Source organism: Arthrobacter sp. D2-10 (assembly GCF_054161285.1).
This window is the reverse complement of the sequence record NZ_CP096431.1, coordinates 1632374-1645645: the sequence shown is the minus strand read 5'-3', so window position 1 is coordinate 1645645 and position 13272 is coordinate 1632374. Positions and strand designations below refer to the sequence as shown.

At 62.2% G+C, this 13272-nt stretch carries 17 protein-coding genes; 8 read left to right on the top strand and 9 right to left on the bottom strand.

The genetic code is table 11. From position 1 onward, the window contains the following. Positions 1–2 precede the first annotated feature (2 nt). Positions 3–1457 carry a protein adenylyltransferase SelO gene (locus M1D74_RS07670; protein ID WP_458117038.1) on the bottom strand — a complete coding sequence of 485 codons (1455 nt, stop codon included), beginning with the start codon at positions 1455–1457 and terminating at the stop codon, positions 3–5. A gap of 173 nt (positions 1458–1630) precedes the next feature. Between M1D74_RS07670 and M1D74_RS07665 the strand changes: the two genes are divergently transcribed. Then, positions 1631–1831, top strand: a complete 201-nt coding sequence (locus tag M1D74_RS07665) for a hypothetical protein (protein WP_309071729.1) — start codon at positions 1631–1633, stop codon at positions 1829–1831. A 100-nt stretch (positions 1832–1931) separates the two neighbouring features. Here the strand turns inward: M1D74_RS07665 and M1D74_RS07660 are convergent, their stop codons facing one another. Continuing rightward, entirely contained in the window at positions 1932–2777 is an 846-nt protein-coding gene (locus tag M1D74_RS07660) for a hypothetical protein (protein WP_458117037.1), read from the bottom strand. A 216-nt stretch (positions 2778–2993) separates the two neighbouring features. Between M1D74_RS07660 and M1D74_RS07655 the strand changes: the two genes are divergently transcribed. Then, positions 2994–3797: a DNA-formamidopyrimidine glycosylase family protein gene (locus tag M1D74_RS07655; protein ID WP_309071731.1), complete on the top strand. Its 804-nt coding sequence runs from the start codon at positions 2994–2996 to the stop codon at positions 3795–3797. Between the two features lie 29 nt (positions 3798–3826). Beyond that, the gene (locus tag M1D74_RS07650) at positions 3827–4696 is read left to right on the top strand and encodes an HNH endonuclease (protein WP_458117036.1); all 870 of its coding nucleotides are present in this window, start codon (positions 3827–3829) and stop codon (positions 4694–4696) included. A gap of 54 nt (positions 4697–4750) precedes the next feature. Here M1D74_RS07650 and M1D74_RS07645 read toward each other — a convergent pair whose 3' ends face one another. Further along, the gene (locus M1D74_RS07645; protein WP_309071733.1) at positions 4751–5188 is read right to left on the bottom strand and encodes a VOC family protein; all 438 of its coding nucleotides are present in this window, start codon (positions 5186–5188) and stop codon (positions 4751–4753) included. A gap of 124 nt (positions 5189–5312) precedes the next feature. On the opposite strand from M1D74_RS07645, the gene M1D74_RS07640 reads away from it, so the two are divergent. From M1D74_RS07640 to M1D74_RS07630, 3 genes are read left to right on the top strand one after another with little or no spacing between them, the layout of a single operon-like run. Next, positions 5313–6014 carry a histidine phosphatase family protein gene (locus M1D74_RS07640; protein WP_309071734.1) on the top strand — a complete coding sequence of 234 codons (702 nt, stop codon included), beginning with the start codon at positions 5313–5315 and terminating at the stop codon, positions 6012–6014. Between the two features lie 15 nt (positions 6015–6029). After that, positions 6030–6578, top strand: a complete 549-nt coding sequence (locus M1D74_RS07635) for a DUF3090 domain-containing protein (RefSeq protein ID WP_309071735.1) — start codon at positions 6030–6032, stop codon at positions 6576–6578. Next, complete coding sequence (locus tag M1D74_RS07630) at positions 6578–7345, top strand: SCO1664 family protein (RefSeq protein ID WP_309071736.1); 768 nt, start codon at positions 6578–6580, stop codon at positions 7343–7345. Before M1D74_RS07635 ends, M1D74_RS07630 begins: the two co-directional genes overlap by 1 nt. Positions 7346–7371: 26 nt before the next feature. Here M1D74_RS07630 and M1D74_RS07625 read toward each other — a convergent pair whose 3' ends face one another. The 5 genes from M1D74_RS07625 to M1D74_RS07605 all read right to left on the bottom strand — a co-directional run bounded on the left by M1D74_RS07625 (position 7372) and on the right by M1D74_RS07605 (position 11361). Further along, positions 7372–8232 (bottom strand): class I SAM-dependent methyltransferase, encoded by an 861-nt coding sequence (locus M1D74_RS07625; RefSeq protein WP_458117035.1) that lies wholly within the window; start codon positions 8230–8232, stop codon positions 7372–7374. 865 nt (positions 8233–9097) lie between these two features. Beyond that, positions 9098–9379, bottom strand: coding sequence for a hypothetical protein (locus M1D74_RS07620; RefSeq protein ID WP_458117034.1), 282 nt, complete (start codon positions 9377–9379; stop codon positions 9098–9100). 115 nt (positions 9380–9494) lie between these two features. Further along, entirely contained in the window at positions 9495–10052 is a 558-nt protein-coding gene (locus M1D74_RS07615) for a hypothetical protein (RefSeq protein WP_458117033.1), read from the bottom strand. A 351-nt stretch (positions 10053–10403) separates the two neighbouring features. Beyond that, positions 10404–10919, bottom strand: coding sequence for a hypothetical protein (locus M1D74_RS07610; protein WP_309071740.1), 516 nt, complete (start codon positions 10917–10919; stop codon positions 10404–10406). A gap of 301 nt (positions 10920–11220) precedes the next feature. Beyond that, positions 11221–11361, bottom strand: a complete 141-nt coding sequence (locus tag M1D74_RS07605; protein ID WP_458117032.1) for a hypothetical protein — start codon at positions 11359–11361, stop codon at positions 11221–11223. A gap of 21 nt (positions 11362–11382) precedes the next feature. Between M1D74_RS07605 and M1D74_RS07600 the strand changes: the two genes are divergently transcribed. Next, positions 11383–11793, top strand: coding sequence for a nuclear transport factor 2 family protein (locus M1D74_RS07600; protein ID WP_458117031.1), 411 nt, complete (start codon positions 11383–11385; stop codon positions 11791–11793). A gap of 71 nt (positions 11794–11864) precedes the next feature. Continuing rightward, complete coding sequence (locus M1D74_RS07595) at positions 11865–12017, top strand: hypothetical protein (RefSeq protein ID WP_458117030.1); 153 nt, start codon at positions 11865–11867, stop codon at positions 12015–12017. Positions 12018–12239: 222 nt separating this feature from the next. Here M1D74_RS07595 and nrdF read toward each other — a convergent pair whose 3' ends face one another. Continuing rightward, positions 12240–13214 (bottom strand): class 1b ribonucleoside-diphosphate reductase subunit beta, encoded by a 975-nt coding sequence (gene nrdF / locus M1D74_RS07590; protein WP_458117029.1) that lies wholly within the window; start codon positions 13212–13214, stop codon positions 12240–12242. Positions 13215–13272: the final 58 nt, after the last annotated feature.

Here is a 13272-nt window from a genome sequence, read left to right as displayed (position 1 = left end):
GGTCAGGTTCCGCAGAACGTCCGGTAGGAACCGAAGTCATCCGGTGCACCCAGGGCGTAGCGCTCGAACCCGGACCGTTCCTCAAAGGGAGCCGTGACCGCCGCAAGGAGCGTCTCAAGCGGAGCGAGGTCGCCGTCGGAAGCGGCAGCGAGCGCCTCTTCCACGAGGTGGTTTCTCGGCACGTAGATCGGGTTGACCTTGTCCATCTGTTCCGCGGACGGGTTGAGCGCATGCCACTCCCCCAGCCAGCTGTCGAACCTCGCCGTGTCCATGAAGAACGCCCGGGCCGGCTCTGCGTTGCCCCTCGCGGCTGAACTGAGGCTGCGCAGGAAGGACGTGTAGTCGACACGGTCTTCCTCCAGCAGCGTCAGGAGCTTGCCCGCCAGCTCAGAAGCATCGACGCCGTCAGCCAGGCCCAGCTTGCGGCCCATACCCGCCGACCAGGCTTCGCTGTAGCGGGCGGGGAAACGGTTCAGGGCTTCTTCGGCGAGTGCGACGGCGTCGTCCTGGTTCTCGTGAAGCAGCGGCAGGAGGGTCTCAGCGAAGCGGGTCAGGTTCCATTGCGCCGCGAGCGGCTGGTTCGCGTAGGCGTAGCGGCCCATGGTGTCGATGGAGCTGTAGACAGAGGAGGGGTTGAACGAGTCCATGAACGCACATGGGCCGTAGTCAATTGTCTCTCCCGAAATCGTCATGTTATCCGTATTCATGACTCCGTGAACAAAGCCAATCAGCATCCATTGCGCGACCAGCGACGCCTGCACCTCGATGACCGATTCGAGAAGGGCTGGATATGGGCGGGGAGCCTTCGCCAGGTGCGGGAAATGGCGTGCGATGGCGTAGTCCGCCACACGTCGCAGCAACTCGAGATCGCCGGTTGCACGCGCGTACTGGAACGTCCCGACACGCAGGTGGCTCGCCGCAACGCGGGTCAGGACAGCTCCGGGCAAGAGCTCTTCGCGCTGCACCGGGCGGCCGGTGGCTGTGACCGCGAGTGAGCGGGTGGTGGGAATCCCCATCGCAGACATGCCTTCGCTGACGATGTATTCGCGCAGCATTGGGCCGACGGCGGCCAGCCCGTCGCCGCCTCGTGCAAAGGGGGTGCGGCCCGAACCTTTGAGGTGGATGTCCCGCAGGCTGCCGTCCGGGCCGGTGATCTCGCCAAGCAGCAACGCTCGCCCGTCCCCGAGGCGGGGACTGTATCCGCCGAACTGGTGACCTGCATAGGCCTGCGCCACAGGAGTTGCGCCCGCCGGCACCCGGTTGCCGGTCAGCAGCTCGATTCCCTCCGAGCTTCGAAGGACGGCGGCATCCAGGCCCAGGTCGGAAGCAAGTTGCTCGTTCAGTACAAGCAGCTGTGGTTCCGAAAGCTCGGCAGCCTGCCAGGGCATGCCCATTTCGGGCAGATGGCGGGCGAAATGGTTGTCGAGGGTGATCGTTGACGCCGTTGAGATGCTCACCCCTGAATCAACAGCGTGCTGACTAAAAATGTTCCCTCTACGCCGGTTTCACTCTCGCGCGCGCCCCATCTTTTCGTTATCGCTTTCCAGTTCCAGCGGGCGTATTTTGGATGTATGTCGGCGATGGGCCGTCTGCCCTGCGCCGATCCTACGGGACCGGAAAGGAGCGGGACATGTCCATCTTCCGTCGGAAAGGCAACGCTTTCGAGCGTAAGCAGGCCGCCGCTGCGTCAGCCCAGCAAAAGGACTTCCGCGAAGGGTACGTCCATATCCATGGAAGCGAGAAAAAGGCCAATGAACTGGCCATGAGGGCCTACGGTGACAAGGACAAGGACGGAAAGCCCGACGTTCCGTTCATGCCATTTCCCGGATAGACGCCGGCATCGGACTTCTGCTTTCGATATGCGCGGTGCCGGACTGCTATTTGATCACATTCGGGAGATAACCCGTCGTGCCCGCAATCTGGCTGAGGGCTCAGGCGGTAATGGGGGCTGACGTTCCATCAGCGCGGTCCACCACGTACGTTACTTTTGCCGGGTCCGGCCAGCCGGTGAAGGTTCCGTCGAAGGGCCCGTTTCCGTCCGCGTCCACAGCCTCGATGGTCAGCTGATCGATCTTGCCCTCGAAGACGTGCAGGAGGACATGGAGTGTCTCCCCTTTGGATCCGGAGAACTGTGCGCGGACAGGGAACACCTGATCGTGAGGCACTGCGCGTGGCAGGTCTTCGGGCACCCTGAAATGCGTTGTGGGATAGAGTGCCTCCCCCCACGAGACTTCCTTGGCAGCGCGAAGTTGTGCCAGCAGCTCCGGCGCTCCCGCCAAGTTCCCGGCGCCCAGCATGCCTTCGACCAGGCGAGACACCGCAGGATCGACCGGGCGCACGTGCTCCAGTTGATCAAGTGGAAGGGCTTCGAAGAAGGGTTGCTTGGCGGCTGCGCGATCACTCAGATAGCCGGCGAACGTGAGCACCGCCGCCCCGACCGCCATCCAGCGGCGGGGGTTCCGAGCGCCTGCTTCGCGCAGCTTCTGCTCAAGGCGGCTATCGAATGCGTCGCTTGCGTCGGCGAACCGCAGAGCGAGGCCCGATGTCGCCAGACCGGCAGCACTTCTCAGAAGTACTCTTCGCTTCCGGGTACCGCCGATGGTCAGGGCGACGTAGGCACCGGCGAACACAGCTGATGCGACGTGGAAGGCGCGCCGCTGCGACTCGCCAAGCCTGGAGATGTCGACGAGCTGGAGTGCCCCGATCACGGCAGTGGAGGCTACGCCGAAGACCGGCGAGGTAGCGATGGTCGTTGACATTGGAACTTCGGAATTCATGCGTCGATCCTGTCTGGGCGAGCGTACGGGTCCGATGACGGTCCTTCGGAACTCCATTGTGTACCCGGTCCGCGCCAACATGGGAGTGAAGGTCTCCGGGCGCGGGCCTTTGGTTCAATCTACTATCGAGGAGACGGTCGGCTCTGCTGCGACAAACGGCGCGTGCAAGGATGCGGCGACAGGTCCAGCGAGATTGCAAGCGATCAGGGAGGCAGCATGCCGGAGGGTGACACTGTCTTCCGGCTGGCGATTCGCCTCAGGAAGTCCTTGGACGGCCGCAAGCTGAAGCGGGGAGACCTCCGCGTCCCTGCTCACGCTACGGATGCTTTGGACGGCATGCGGGTGATCGAGCATGAGACGCACGGAAAGCATCTGCTGACACGATTCGACAGCGGACTCACCCTCCACACGCACCTCCGGATGGAGGGGTCGTGGACCGTCACGTCGCCGGGCAGGAAGCTCCCGCACGCAGTGCTTTCGGACGCCCGGGTAATCCTGGAAGTCGACGGCGGTCCCACCGCGTACGGGCTGAAGCTACCCGTCGTCGACCTCCTTCCAACAAACGCAGAGAACGACGTCGTTGGGCACCTTGGTCCCGATCCGCTCAGAAGCGACTGGTCGGCACAGGAAGCAGTCAGGCGACTAGATCAGGACCTCGACCGGCGGGTGGCTGCTGCCCTCCTCGATCAGCGCAACATCGCTGGATTCGGCAATCTGTGGGCCAATGAGCTCTGTTTTCTGCGCGGGATTCACCCTGACACCGCCATGAGCCAGGTGGATGTTCCCGCGCTGGTCACGCTGGGGGCACGATGCCTGCGCTTCTCCGCCACTCAGCCCGGAGCCCTCCAGGTCACCACGGGCAACACCCGCAAAGGACAACAGCACTGGGTGGCGGGCCGGGCCGGAAAGCCGTGCTTGCGATGCGGCACGGCGATCCTGGTCAGGCCCGAAGTCCCGGGAGATCCGGAGCGACGCCGGACCTGGTGGTGCCCGCACTGTCAGCCACTCCGTTCCTCCTGATGCGACACTCTGATGGGACACTGATGGGTATGGCTGCGGTGATCCTGGGCTGGAACCCCGAACGATGGAGCTGGGACGGGACGTACGCGCGTGCGGTGAGTGAGACCCATGAGGTTGGGAGACACCTGGGGAGGTGGCCCAACGACTGTACTGAAGTTCAGCCGATAGGCACTGAAGCATGGCTGTTCGTCCAAGGGGGCGGGCCGAACCAGCGCGGTCTCATCGGCCACGGGGTGACGGTCAGCAAGCCCTTCCGGGCTCATTCCCACACCTTCGATACCGGAACCGGAAGCTACATTCAGGTGGAGTTCGATCTCCTGCTTCCCGAGGGCGACCAGCTGCGTACTGCAGAGCTCGCTGCTCGAGTGCCCGCAGTGGAATGGGAGTCGCTGAACGCCTCCGTCCAGCGCCTTCCGACCGGTTCAGAGGCGGAAGTGAGAGCGGCGTGGACCGAACATGTCATCGGCGACCACGACGGCGACACCCTGGAACCGCCGCCCGGTACCTGTCCGGAGGACGCTTTGACGCGGATCGCTGTGATTCGATACGAACGCAACGCGGACGCCAGGCGTGTGGCGCTTGCCCATCACGGGTCACGATGCGCGGCATGCGGTTTTGACTTCGAGCAGACGTACGGAGCCCCGGGGTCCTCGTGCGTGCACGTTCACCACACGGTGCCCGTCTCCCAGCTCGGAAGAGGCTATGAGCTTGACCCGACTGCCGACCTGATTCCACTCTGCCCGAACTGTCATCACATGGCCCACCGCCGCAAGCCGGACGCCTACACGGTGGCGGAGCTCCGGGCGATGATCTCGGCAGGCGGGCACCTTCGTGGCGCGATCATGAGTGAGGAGCAGATGGCAGCCGAGGCCGCGGCGAAGACGCTTCTGCAGAACTAATCCGCGAGACACTTGGTGTATCGAGCGCTGTGCAAGCGTTCCTGACACCGGCAGTCAGCGCTTGTTCAGCTCCTCGGCGAGCATGACGATGATACCGCTGGGGCCGCGGACATAGCTGAGTTTGTAGGAGTCTTCGTATGTCGCGACACCGCGCAGGGGGTGGCAGCCGTGACTTGCGGCAACCTCCAGGGCCTCCTCGATGTCGTCGACCGAAAACGCCACGCGGTGCATGCCGATCTCATTGGGTTGCGTGGGTTCCGTCTGGATCGCGTCAGGGTGGATGTATTCGAAGAGTTCCAGCCGACCGTTGCCATCGGGAGTCTGGAGCATGGCGATTTTGGCATGGTTGCCGTCGAGCCCGACTGCAGTGTCGGCCCACTCTCCGCTGATCGTTTCACGTCCCAGGACGGTGAGTCCAAGATCCGTGAAAAATGCGATCGTCGCTTCGAGGTCGCGGACCGCGATGCCGACATTCTCGAGTCTGATGGGCATAACGTTCACGGTAGCAAGTCGAGGCAACCCTCCTCAGGGCCGGGCGCCCGATAAGCAACCGGCCGCCCTTCGGCATGATTGAAGAAGGCAAGGGACCTTTTGGTTCAATGGTTACGCTGGGTCAATGGCGACAGTTCTTCTCGTGCGGCACGGCCGCACCACAGCTAATGCTTCCGGGCTGCTGGCCGGCCGGGCCGACGGCGTCAGTCTGGATCAGGTCGGCCGCGACCAAGCGGCCTTGACAGCTGACCGACTCGCTGCTGTGCCGGCCGTCGGAGTGGTGTCGAGCCCCCTCGAACGGTGCCGGCAGACCGCTCGGTTCATCATCGATCGCCAGACTGGCTCTCCCCACGCGCCGCTTGATCCCGATATCACCGAGTGCGATTACGGCCAGTGGCAAGGCCGTACGCTCACCGATCTCGCAACCGAAAACTTGTGGTCCGTTGTACAGTCGCAACCGTCCGCCGTCACCTTCCCCGGCGGCGAGTCCATGGCCGCCATGCAGGCTCGGTCCGTGGCGGCGATTCGCCGTCACGATGCAGCATTCGAGGCTGAGCACGGACCGGGCGCGGTCTGGGTCGCGGTGAGTCACGGGGACATCATCAAATCAGTCCTCGCCGACGCGCTCGGCATGCACCTCGACCTGTTCCAGCGCATCGCTGTTGGTCCGGCCTCTGTGTCAATCGTGCGCTACAGCTCCAGCCGCCCGACCGTCCATGCGACCAACACTGACGCCGGAGACCTCTCATGGCTCGCGAATACCGGCACTTCCGACGACGCGCCGGTGGGGGGTGGCGCAGGACACACGGCGCCGCCGCCCGGATGAGCCTAAAATGATCCCATGCCTACAACTGTTCACGAGTTCGCCTGGCCTGACCGCGTCGTCATCGGCACCGTCGGCGTTCCGGGGCAGCGCACTTTCTATCTGCAGGTACGTGCGGGTAAGCAGCTCGTGAGTATCGCGCTGGAAAAGCAGCAGTCCGCGCAACTGGCCGAGAAGATTGACGAAATTCTCGACCAACTCATCACCATCGAGGGCAACCCGTTCAGTGTTCCCACGGGCACACCCATCGAACTCGTCGACAACGACCAACTGGAGACGGTCGAGGAGCAGTTCCGCACGGGCGTCATGAGTCTGGGATGGGACCCTACGACGGCGCAGATCGTCATCGAGGCTTACCCGCTCGCGGACGTAGACGCTGAGGACGAGGCGGTCCTCGACGAGGACGCCGATGCGTCCGAAGTGCTGCGGGTCAGCATGCCGGTCGGCACCGCCCGCGCCTTCGCGAAGCGCACCCGGGAGATCGTGGGCGCCGGGCGTCCGATCTGCGTGCTCTGCGGTCAGCCCATCGACGCCGACGGACACACCTGCACCATTCCCGAGGCCTGATGTCGCCGCTCGACCTGGTGACAGCCGAGCTGACGCTCACCGGCCGCATTACGACGGCGTCCAACGCCACTTTCCTCGGCAGCATCGGCGAAACGACGGTCGTATACAAGCCGATCGCTGGCGAGAAACCGCTGTGGGACTTCCCTGAAGGGTGCCTGGCGCACCGGGAGATGGCCGCCTATCTGGTGTCGGAAGCCTTCACCTGGAACGTCGTTCCTCGTACGTGGCTGCGCGATGGTCCTTTCGGGGAGGGCATGGTGCAGCTCTGGCAGGAGACGGATCCTGACCAGAGTGCGGTCGACCTCATCGCCGCAGAAGACGTCCCCGAGTCCGGCTGGAAGCAGGTCCTTGAGGGTCAGGACGAAAGTGGACGGGTGGTAGCCCTCGTCCACGAGGACACGTCGCCGTTGCGACGCATGGCGGTCTTCGACGTCGTCGTTAACAACGCAGACCGCAAAGGCGACCACATTCTTGCCAGCGCGGATGGGCACCGGTACGGCGTGGACCATGGGCTGACCTTCCACACTGACCACAAGTTGCGCACCGTGCTGTGGGGATGGCTGGGCGAGGAACTGACCAGCGACGAGCTCGACGGCGTGGATCGCATCAGCGGAGCCTTGAACGGTGAGCTGGGCCGGGAGCTAACGGACCTGCTCACCGCGGACGAAATCGCTGCGCTCGACGCGCGCTGCGCCCGCTTACGCTCAGCAGGGCGGTTTCCCGCCCCGAGAGGGAACATGTCGGCCGTGCCCTGGCCATTGTTCTAAGGGATCCGTCTCGTTCAGGTGAGTGATCAAGACTCATGTGGTCCTGTGTTATCGCCAGGCTTTGACAGCGTGAATATCCCATACCGCATCGCACCGGTGCGGTAGGCCAGGATCAGGCGCGGGACGCTCAGAACGAAGATGCTGCTGCGTGTGCCAAGGGCGAGGCGGCGGATCTGCCGATCGACAAGGAAGACCTTCGCAATTCGACGGGCGCAGATCGTCCACGTCCGCTCGACGCGGCGGCTGACGTCCTCATAGCTGACAATCTCAAACCCTGCGGCTTTCGCCATCGCCTCGTACTCCTCGCGCGTGCCCATCGACGGCAGCCGGCCTTCACGGCAGATCGGCCCCAGCAGGTGGCGCACCTTCCAATTGCTGGCATCAGTCTCGGCGAGCCACGCACAGACGACGAAGCGGCTGCCCGGCATTAGCACGCGATGCGCCTCGGCGAAGAATCCGGGCTTGTCGACCATGTGCTCGCTCGACTCGATTGCCCACGCGGCATTAGCCGACGCGTCGGGCAGCCCGTTGCCAAGCCAGTCACAGAGCTGGATGTCCACGTGGGGTGCTGGATGCGCAGCGGCGTAGGCGGCCTGCTCGGCGGAAAGGGTGAAACCGGTAACGCGCACTCCCCGCCTCACGGCGAGCTGCCTCGCGGTGGAGCCGTAGCCGCATCCGATATCGACGCACTCATCTCCGGGCGAGAGCCGCAACCGATCGCCCACCGTGTCGACCAACGCTTCGACAGCCTCGACGGGCGTTTCTCGACCCGTCGCCCATAGTCCGTGATGGACATGCTCACCCCACACCCGACGATAGATCGGGTCGAGCTCGTCATAGTGGTCCGCAACCGCGACGGCGTTCTGGTGAATATCGGGGATGATCACGCCGTCACACTACAACGTCCGTTCATGCGTCGGAAGGCCGCTCAACGTCAACAGCCCAGCGGAGGAGTCCCTTGTGGCTTGATCACTTCTTGGACTGAAGGAGGGAGGCGGCGGGGACTCGAAGGGGGAGAACGGTCCCCGCCTCGCGGGAGTGATCTCCGTCCAGACCAGGTCCCGCTGCGTTTCATTGTGAGTGGGGAACGGGCCTCGATCCATAACTTCGGTGATTGTTACCGAAGCTGCTGCGCACATGACGCCTGGGCCACACCCGTAGAATCCTCGAACGGCGGACAAGTTCCTCCGTACGATTGTCAGTCCTCGCCCTCCGGCCCGCGAGTCTTTAGGATTTCCTCATGTCCTGGTCCGATTTGTCCCATGAGGTGACCACCCGGTGACCGGGGTTCAGGTAGCTGTGGTTTTCTGCGATGACTTTCTCGGTCTTCGGTGTTGAAACTGTCCACGTTCCAGGACAGGTCTTGCACTTGATCGTTCCCATATCCGCCGCCCCAAAGTTGATCCTGCTGAGATGCAGTTGATAACAGCATCCGGCTCTGACACTCGAGCCGTCAACGGGTTTAGTCGAGACGTGAGACTTACTTGAGGGAAGCTTGAACTTACCTGTCGGTAGGCACCCTGACCGCACCGGTCAGGGCGAGCGTAGCCTCTGTCGGCACGGCTTCAGCTGGGTTGGAAGCGCTCGCTCCTGGTTCTTCGAGGGAATCAGAACCCGGCTATGGTGTAGCCATTCCAACCGGTCCCAATCAGGTTGTTCATGATTTTCCAGCTGCGGCGCAGCCCTGCCAGCCGCTAGTTGACTGACTTCTCTTAAAGTCGGGGGGCTACGCGGGTGATCATGGGCAAGGGACTATTCATACGGGATAGTCACGAATCCATCCGTCCACTTGTCCTCACCTAGCGTCAAAGTGTCGATCATGAAGCAATCAGGTTCGTCCTTAAAGCCTGGTTGCTGGCGCGCTCTTTCGATGCGGCCTTCGGTCTCGGCTCTTGTGGCGTAGACACCCAAGAGTTTCAGGCTGTCGCCGTCCTGTTCATCCCAAGTCAGCTCGCCGTCCTCACCGAAGTGTTCCGTCGGGGAACCATCCAAGAACTTTGCATGACGGACATGCCAAACCATAAATACGTCCATGTTGGAAGTGTCTCACCGGCGCCCACCCCTCGGAGGTAAGGAGACCAACCAGCACCTGATCGAACCGGTCGGCAAGGTATAGGCACGCAGCTAGGACGCCCTGAAAGCCTGGCCGCTACTCTTTCGGGTCCTGCCAGATCAGCTGGCTCATATTGTTCTCGCCGTCGGCACGCACGGTGACCGGGTAGCTCTGACCGGGAATGAATAGCGGGTCTTTCACGGTCAGCTTGTAGAACGAGGGCTCGATCGGCTCGCTGCCGCAGGACGGCTCGTCGGGCACCTGAGCAGGGAAAGCAGCCAACGACGCATTGTCGCCGCGGCTTTGGGCTTGAGGGGCGTTCGGGGAGACTTCGAGCGTAATCACGTCCCGAACAATCGAGATGCCATCAACGGTCTGCCCGCACTCGTGATGACCGTTTAGGAGTACGATCGCTTCCTGCGGCGAGTACACCAGCCCAGCGGAACCTCGGATCTCGTTGAAATCATCCATGTCATAGATCGACTGCCATTCAGCGTCGTCGACCGGTTCGATGGTGATCGGCTCCGTGGGCGCCGCACTCACCTCAGGTCTGGCAGCAGAGGGCGCTTCCGTGGCCTCCTGGCTTGATGCGCAGCCGGTGAGTACGGAGCTGGCGGCAAATATTGCAACCGCTGCGCTGAAAATTCTAGCCATTGAGCCCCCGTATGGTCGTAGGAATTGCTCGAAGACTACTACGCGGCGAGTCGGCTCAGGCAGCTGGCAGCATTGTTACGCGAAGAGCCGGGCGGGGCCGGTCCTAGGGGCGAAAGCGTCCCCCGGTAGGCGCTCTCGCCGAGTCGTCGTACGGCTGCTCCCGCAACCAGCGTCTGATGTGTGGCTTGCTGTTTCCTTCGAGAAAGACGGTGGGACCGCGGCCGGGGAAACCGGGCCCCACCTTTCAGGAAGTGCTAGCCGGCGTCCCGGCATCTCCTGGGTACATTCTCACTGCTGGACGATGAAATCGCACAGCAGCGGGTCACCCTCCAATTCAGGCTCGTGGCTCAGTCACGGGCAGCTGAGGTTCGGGTTGAAGGCCGCGAAGGTCCCGCTCGGGTTCTTCTCGTAAATCCATGCATGTAGCGAATGGTTGCCCGGGAAAGGCCCCTCTTCGAACGGAATTCCGGCCACCGATGGTGCCTGAGTTAGACCAACGGTCAGGAATTCGACTGCGACAAGATCGAGCCTGCCCCTGTCGTCCGGCATAAACACCAGGACCTCCGGAGCTTTTGGATCGATGACGCCGTCGACCAGGGCGCCATTCACGTAGTGGACGCCCATGGCGCCGAGGCCTGGGACCTCCACGCAAGGGCCTTCCGGTAGGTACCCGGCCTTCATCGCGTCCTCAACCTTCCTCAGGTCCTTTGTAGACTTCTTGAGGGTCTTGACGAGGTCATGGGCGGCGCGCGTCTCCGTGCCGCCTGTATGAGCATTTGCTGCACCGGGTGCAAGACCGCCCATAAGGAGGGCGGCAACCGAGGCGAGGGCGACACCAGATCGCCTGAAACTGGGCAGAGTGTGCATTTTTGGCTCCTAGGCCTAAATCAGAAAGCATTCCAAAGTGGAGCGTGACTGACACCCCGAGCTGAGACCGCGCAGGAGGCTAGAAACGTCCTTGACGGGCCGTCCGGGACCAACGGCTGAGCAACAACAGACAGTGTAGAAGCTACCTATGGGGCCCACAAGGACCCTTCCAGATCAATCAACGAGTCAAGCTGTTTGTCGGCCTCGACAGCGGCGAAGAGTTCGAAGCGGCCTCGCTTGACCTTGCCAAGTTCGGCTACGTCGTACGCTCCACCCTGACGACCCCGGTCCGAGGCTTCATCTACGACGCTTTGCAGGAATCCACCACGGTCAGGGCCGGCGAGAGCGTTCCGCCGAGCTGAAGACCGCCATCCTCGGGATCGAGCAGGCTCTGGTCATAAACGTCCGCCGCAGCTAAGGCGGGCAGGACTACTGAGATCACGTTTGGGTTCATACTGATGGCATGAGCGATTGTGCTGGCTTCCTGAACTGGGTGCGGACTGAGCTGTTCGAAGCCGAACTAGCTATTCACAATGGTGACGCCGGCCCGAGGAAGGCACTCTGGTCGCGCAGTGAACCCGTGAGCGTCCTAGGCGCATGGCGCAACGCCTTCGGACGGCAGGAGCTCGATGAACTGTTCACCGACCTAGCCCAGCAGTTCTCCGACTGCACCTCGTACAGATTCGAGCTGCTCGCCTACGACGTCGCCGGCGACATGGCATACACAGCGGGACTTGAACATACATCAGCCTCCGTCGACGGTGAACCTCGCAGTTACGTCCTCAGGGTCTCGCAAATCTATCGACGAGAAGGCGGCACGTGGAAGGTTGTCCACCGGCATGGCGACACGGTAACCGCTGATGGTGAGCAGTGACCTCCCACGCCACCATGACTACTGAGCCCTCCGGCTAGGCTGGCAGGACAACTCAACTCCTGGGGGGAACCATGATGCTCGAACCTTCACCACTGCTGCTGCTCGTCTACGGCCTGGTACCGGCGCTGATCAGCGCGCTGCTGCTGTACGTCGTCGTCCGGTTCGGCGTGAAGCACGGCATGCGCGCCTACTACGCCGAGGAACGCCGCAGCCCGAGCAACTGATCTCGGTGGCTGCCGTCAGGTCAGGATTCCCGCAGCCTGGTGATGATCTCGTAGTCGGCGCCATGGCGGTCCGGTCCTCATCCGACGGCTACCGAGTAGCATCAGTACTCACATCGTCGCTTCTTACACCTAGGCCTGCACTCACCTTGAGGCTGACATTCCAGGCACTTGAGTTGCCAACTAGTCATCGAATCGCCAACTAGCTTCCGATCTCACGAACGTCTAGAAGTCCCAGTCCTCGTCTTCGGTGTTGACGGCCTTGCCGATGACGTACGAGGAACCCGACCCCGAGAAGAAGTCGTGGTTCTCGTCCGCGTTTGGTGACAGGGCCGACAGGATCGCAGGGTTCACGTCCGTGACCGACGACGGGAACATTGCCTCGTAGCCCAGGTTCATGAGCGCCTTGTTGGCGTTGTAGTGCAGGAACTTCTTGACGTCCTCCGCCAGGCCAACGCCGTCGTACAGGTCATGCGTGTACTGAACTTCGTTTTCGTACAGCTCGAACAGCAGTTCGAAGGTGTAGTCCTTGATCTCCTGGCGCTTCTCCTCGGAAACCTTCTCCAAACCCTTCTGGAATTTGTAACCGATGTAGTACCCGTGAACGGCTTCGTCGCGGATGATCAGTCGGATCAGGTCAGCGGTGTTGGTCAGCTTGGCGCGCGAGGACCAGTACATCGGCAGGTAAAAGCCGGAGTAGAACAGGAAGCTCTCCAGCAGTGTGGAGGCCACCTTGCGCTTCAGAGGATCGTCGCCCTGGTAGTAGTCCATGACGATACTGGCCTTCTTCTGAAGGTTAACGTTCTCCGTCGACCAACGGAAGGCCTCGTCAATTTCCTTGGTGGAAGCCAGCGTGGAAAAGATCGAGGAGTAACTCTTGGCGTGCACCGACTCCATGAACGCGATGTTTGTGTACACGGCTTCTTCGTGGGGGGTGATCGCGTCCGGGATCAGCGAGACGGCGCCAACAGTGCCCTGGATCGTATCCAGTAGCGTCAGGCCGGTGAACACCCGCATGGTGAGCTGCTGCTCATCATGCGTCAGCGTGTTCCACGACTGGACGTCGTTGGACAGCGGCACCTTTTCAGGCAGCCAGAAGTTATTGACCAGACGGTTCCAGACCTCGACATCCTTGTCGTCCTGGATACGGTTCCAGTTGATCGCCTCAACGTGCGACAGCAACTTAACCTTCTCGGTCATTGTGACCCCTTGTCCCATTCAATCGAACTGCCCCTCAGGGCGGTGAAATTCCTCTTAT

Bases quoted from the DNA above. Each gene is read 5' to 3' on its own strand.
- M1D74_RS07665 (WP_309071729.1), top strand. From the start codon at position 1,631: ATGTCCATCTTCCGTCGGAAAGGCAACGCTTTCGAGCGTAAGCAGGCC.
- M1D74_RS07660 (WP_458117037.1), bottom strand. From the start codon at position 2,777: ATGAATTCCGAAGTTCCAATGTCAACGACCATCGCTACCTCGCCGGTC.
- M1D74_RS07655 (WP_309071731.1), top strand. From the start codon at position 2,994: ATGCCGGAGGGTGACACTGTCTTCCGGCTGGCGATTCGCCTCAGGAAG.
- M1D74_RS07650 (WP_458117036.1), top strand. From the start codon at position 3,827: ATGGCTGCGGTGATCCTGGGCTGGAACCCCGAACGATGGAGCTGGGAC.
- M1D74_RS07645 (WP_309071733.1), bottom strand. From the start codon at position 5,188: ATGCCCATCAGACTCGAGAATGTCGGCATCGCGGTCCGCGACCTCGAA.
- M1D74_RS07640 (WP_309071734.1), top strand. From the start codon at position 5,313: ATGGCGACAGTTCTTCTCGTGCGGCACGGCCGCACCACAGCTAATGCT.
- M1D74_RS07635 (WP_309071735.1), top strand. From the start codon at position 6,030: ATGCCTACAACTGTTCACGAGTTCGCCTGGCCTGACCGCGTCGTCATC.
- M1D74_RS07630 (WP_309071736.1), top strand. From the start codon at position 6,578: ATGTCGCCGCTCGACCTGGTGACAGCCGAGCTGACGCTCACCGGCCGC.
- M1D74_RS07620 (WP_458117034.1), bottom strand. From the start codon at position 9,379: ATGGACGTATTTATGGTTTGGCATGTCCGTCATGCAAAGTTCTTGGAT.
- M1D74_RS07615 (WP_458117033.1), bottom strand. From the start codon at position 10,052: ATGGCTAGAATTTTCAGCGCAGCGGTTGCAATATTTGCCGCCAGCTCC.
- M1D74_RS07610 (WP_309071740.1), bottom strand. From the start codon at position 10,919: ATGCACACTCTGCCCAGTTTCAGGCGATCTGGTGTCGCCCTCGCCTCG.
- M1D74_RS07600 (WP_458117031.1), top strand. From the start codon at position 11,383: ATGAGCGATTGTGCTGGCTTCCTGAACTGGGTGCGGACTGAGCTGTTC.
- M1D74_RS07595 (WP_458117030.1), top strand. From the start codon at position 11,865: ATGATGCTCGAACCTTCACCACTGCTGCTGCTCGTCTACGGCCTGGTA.
- nrdF (WP_458117029.1), bottom strand. From the start codon at position 13,214: ATGACCGAGAAGGTTAAGTTGCTGTCGCACGTTGAGGCGATCAACTGG.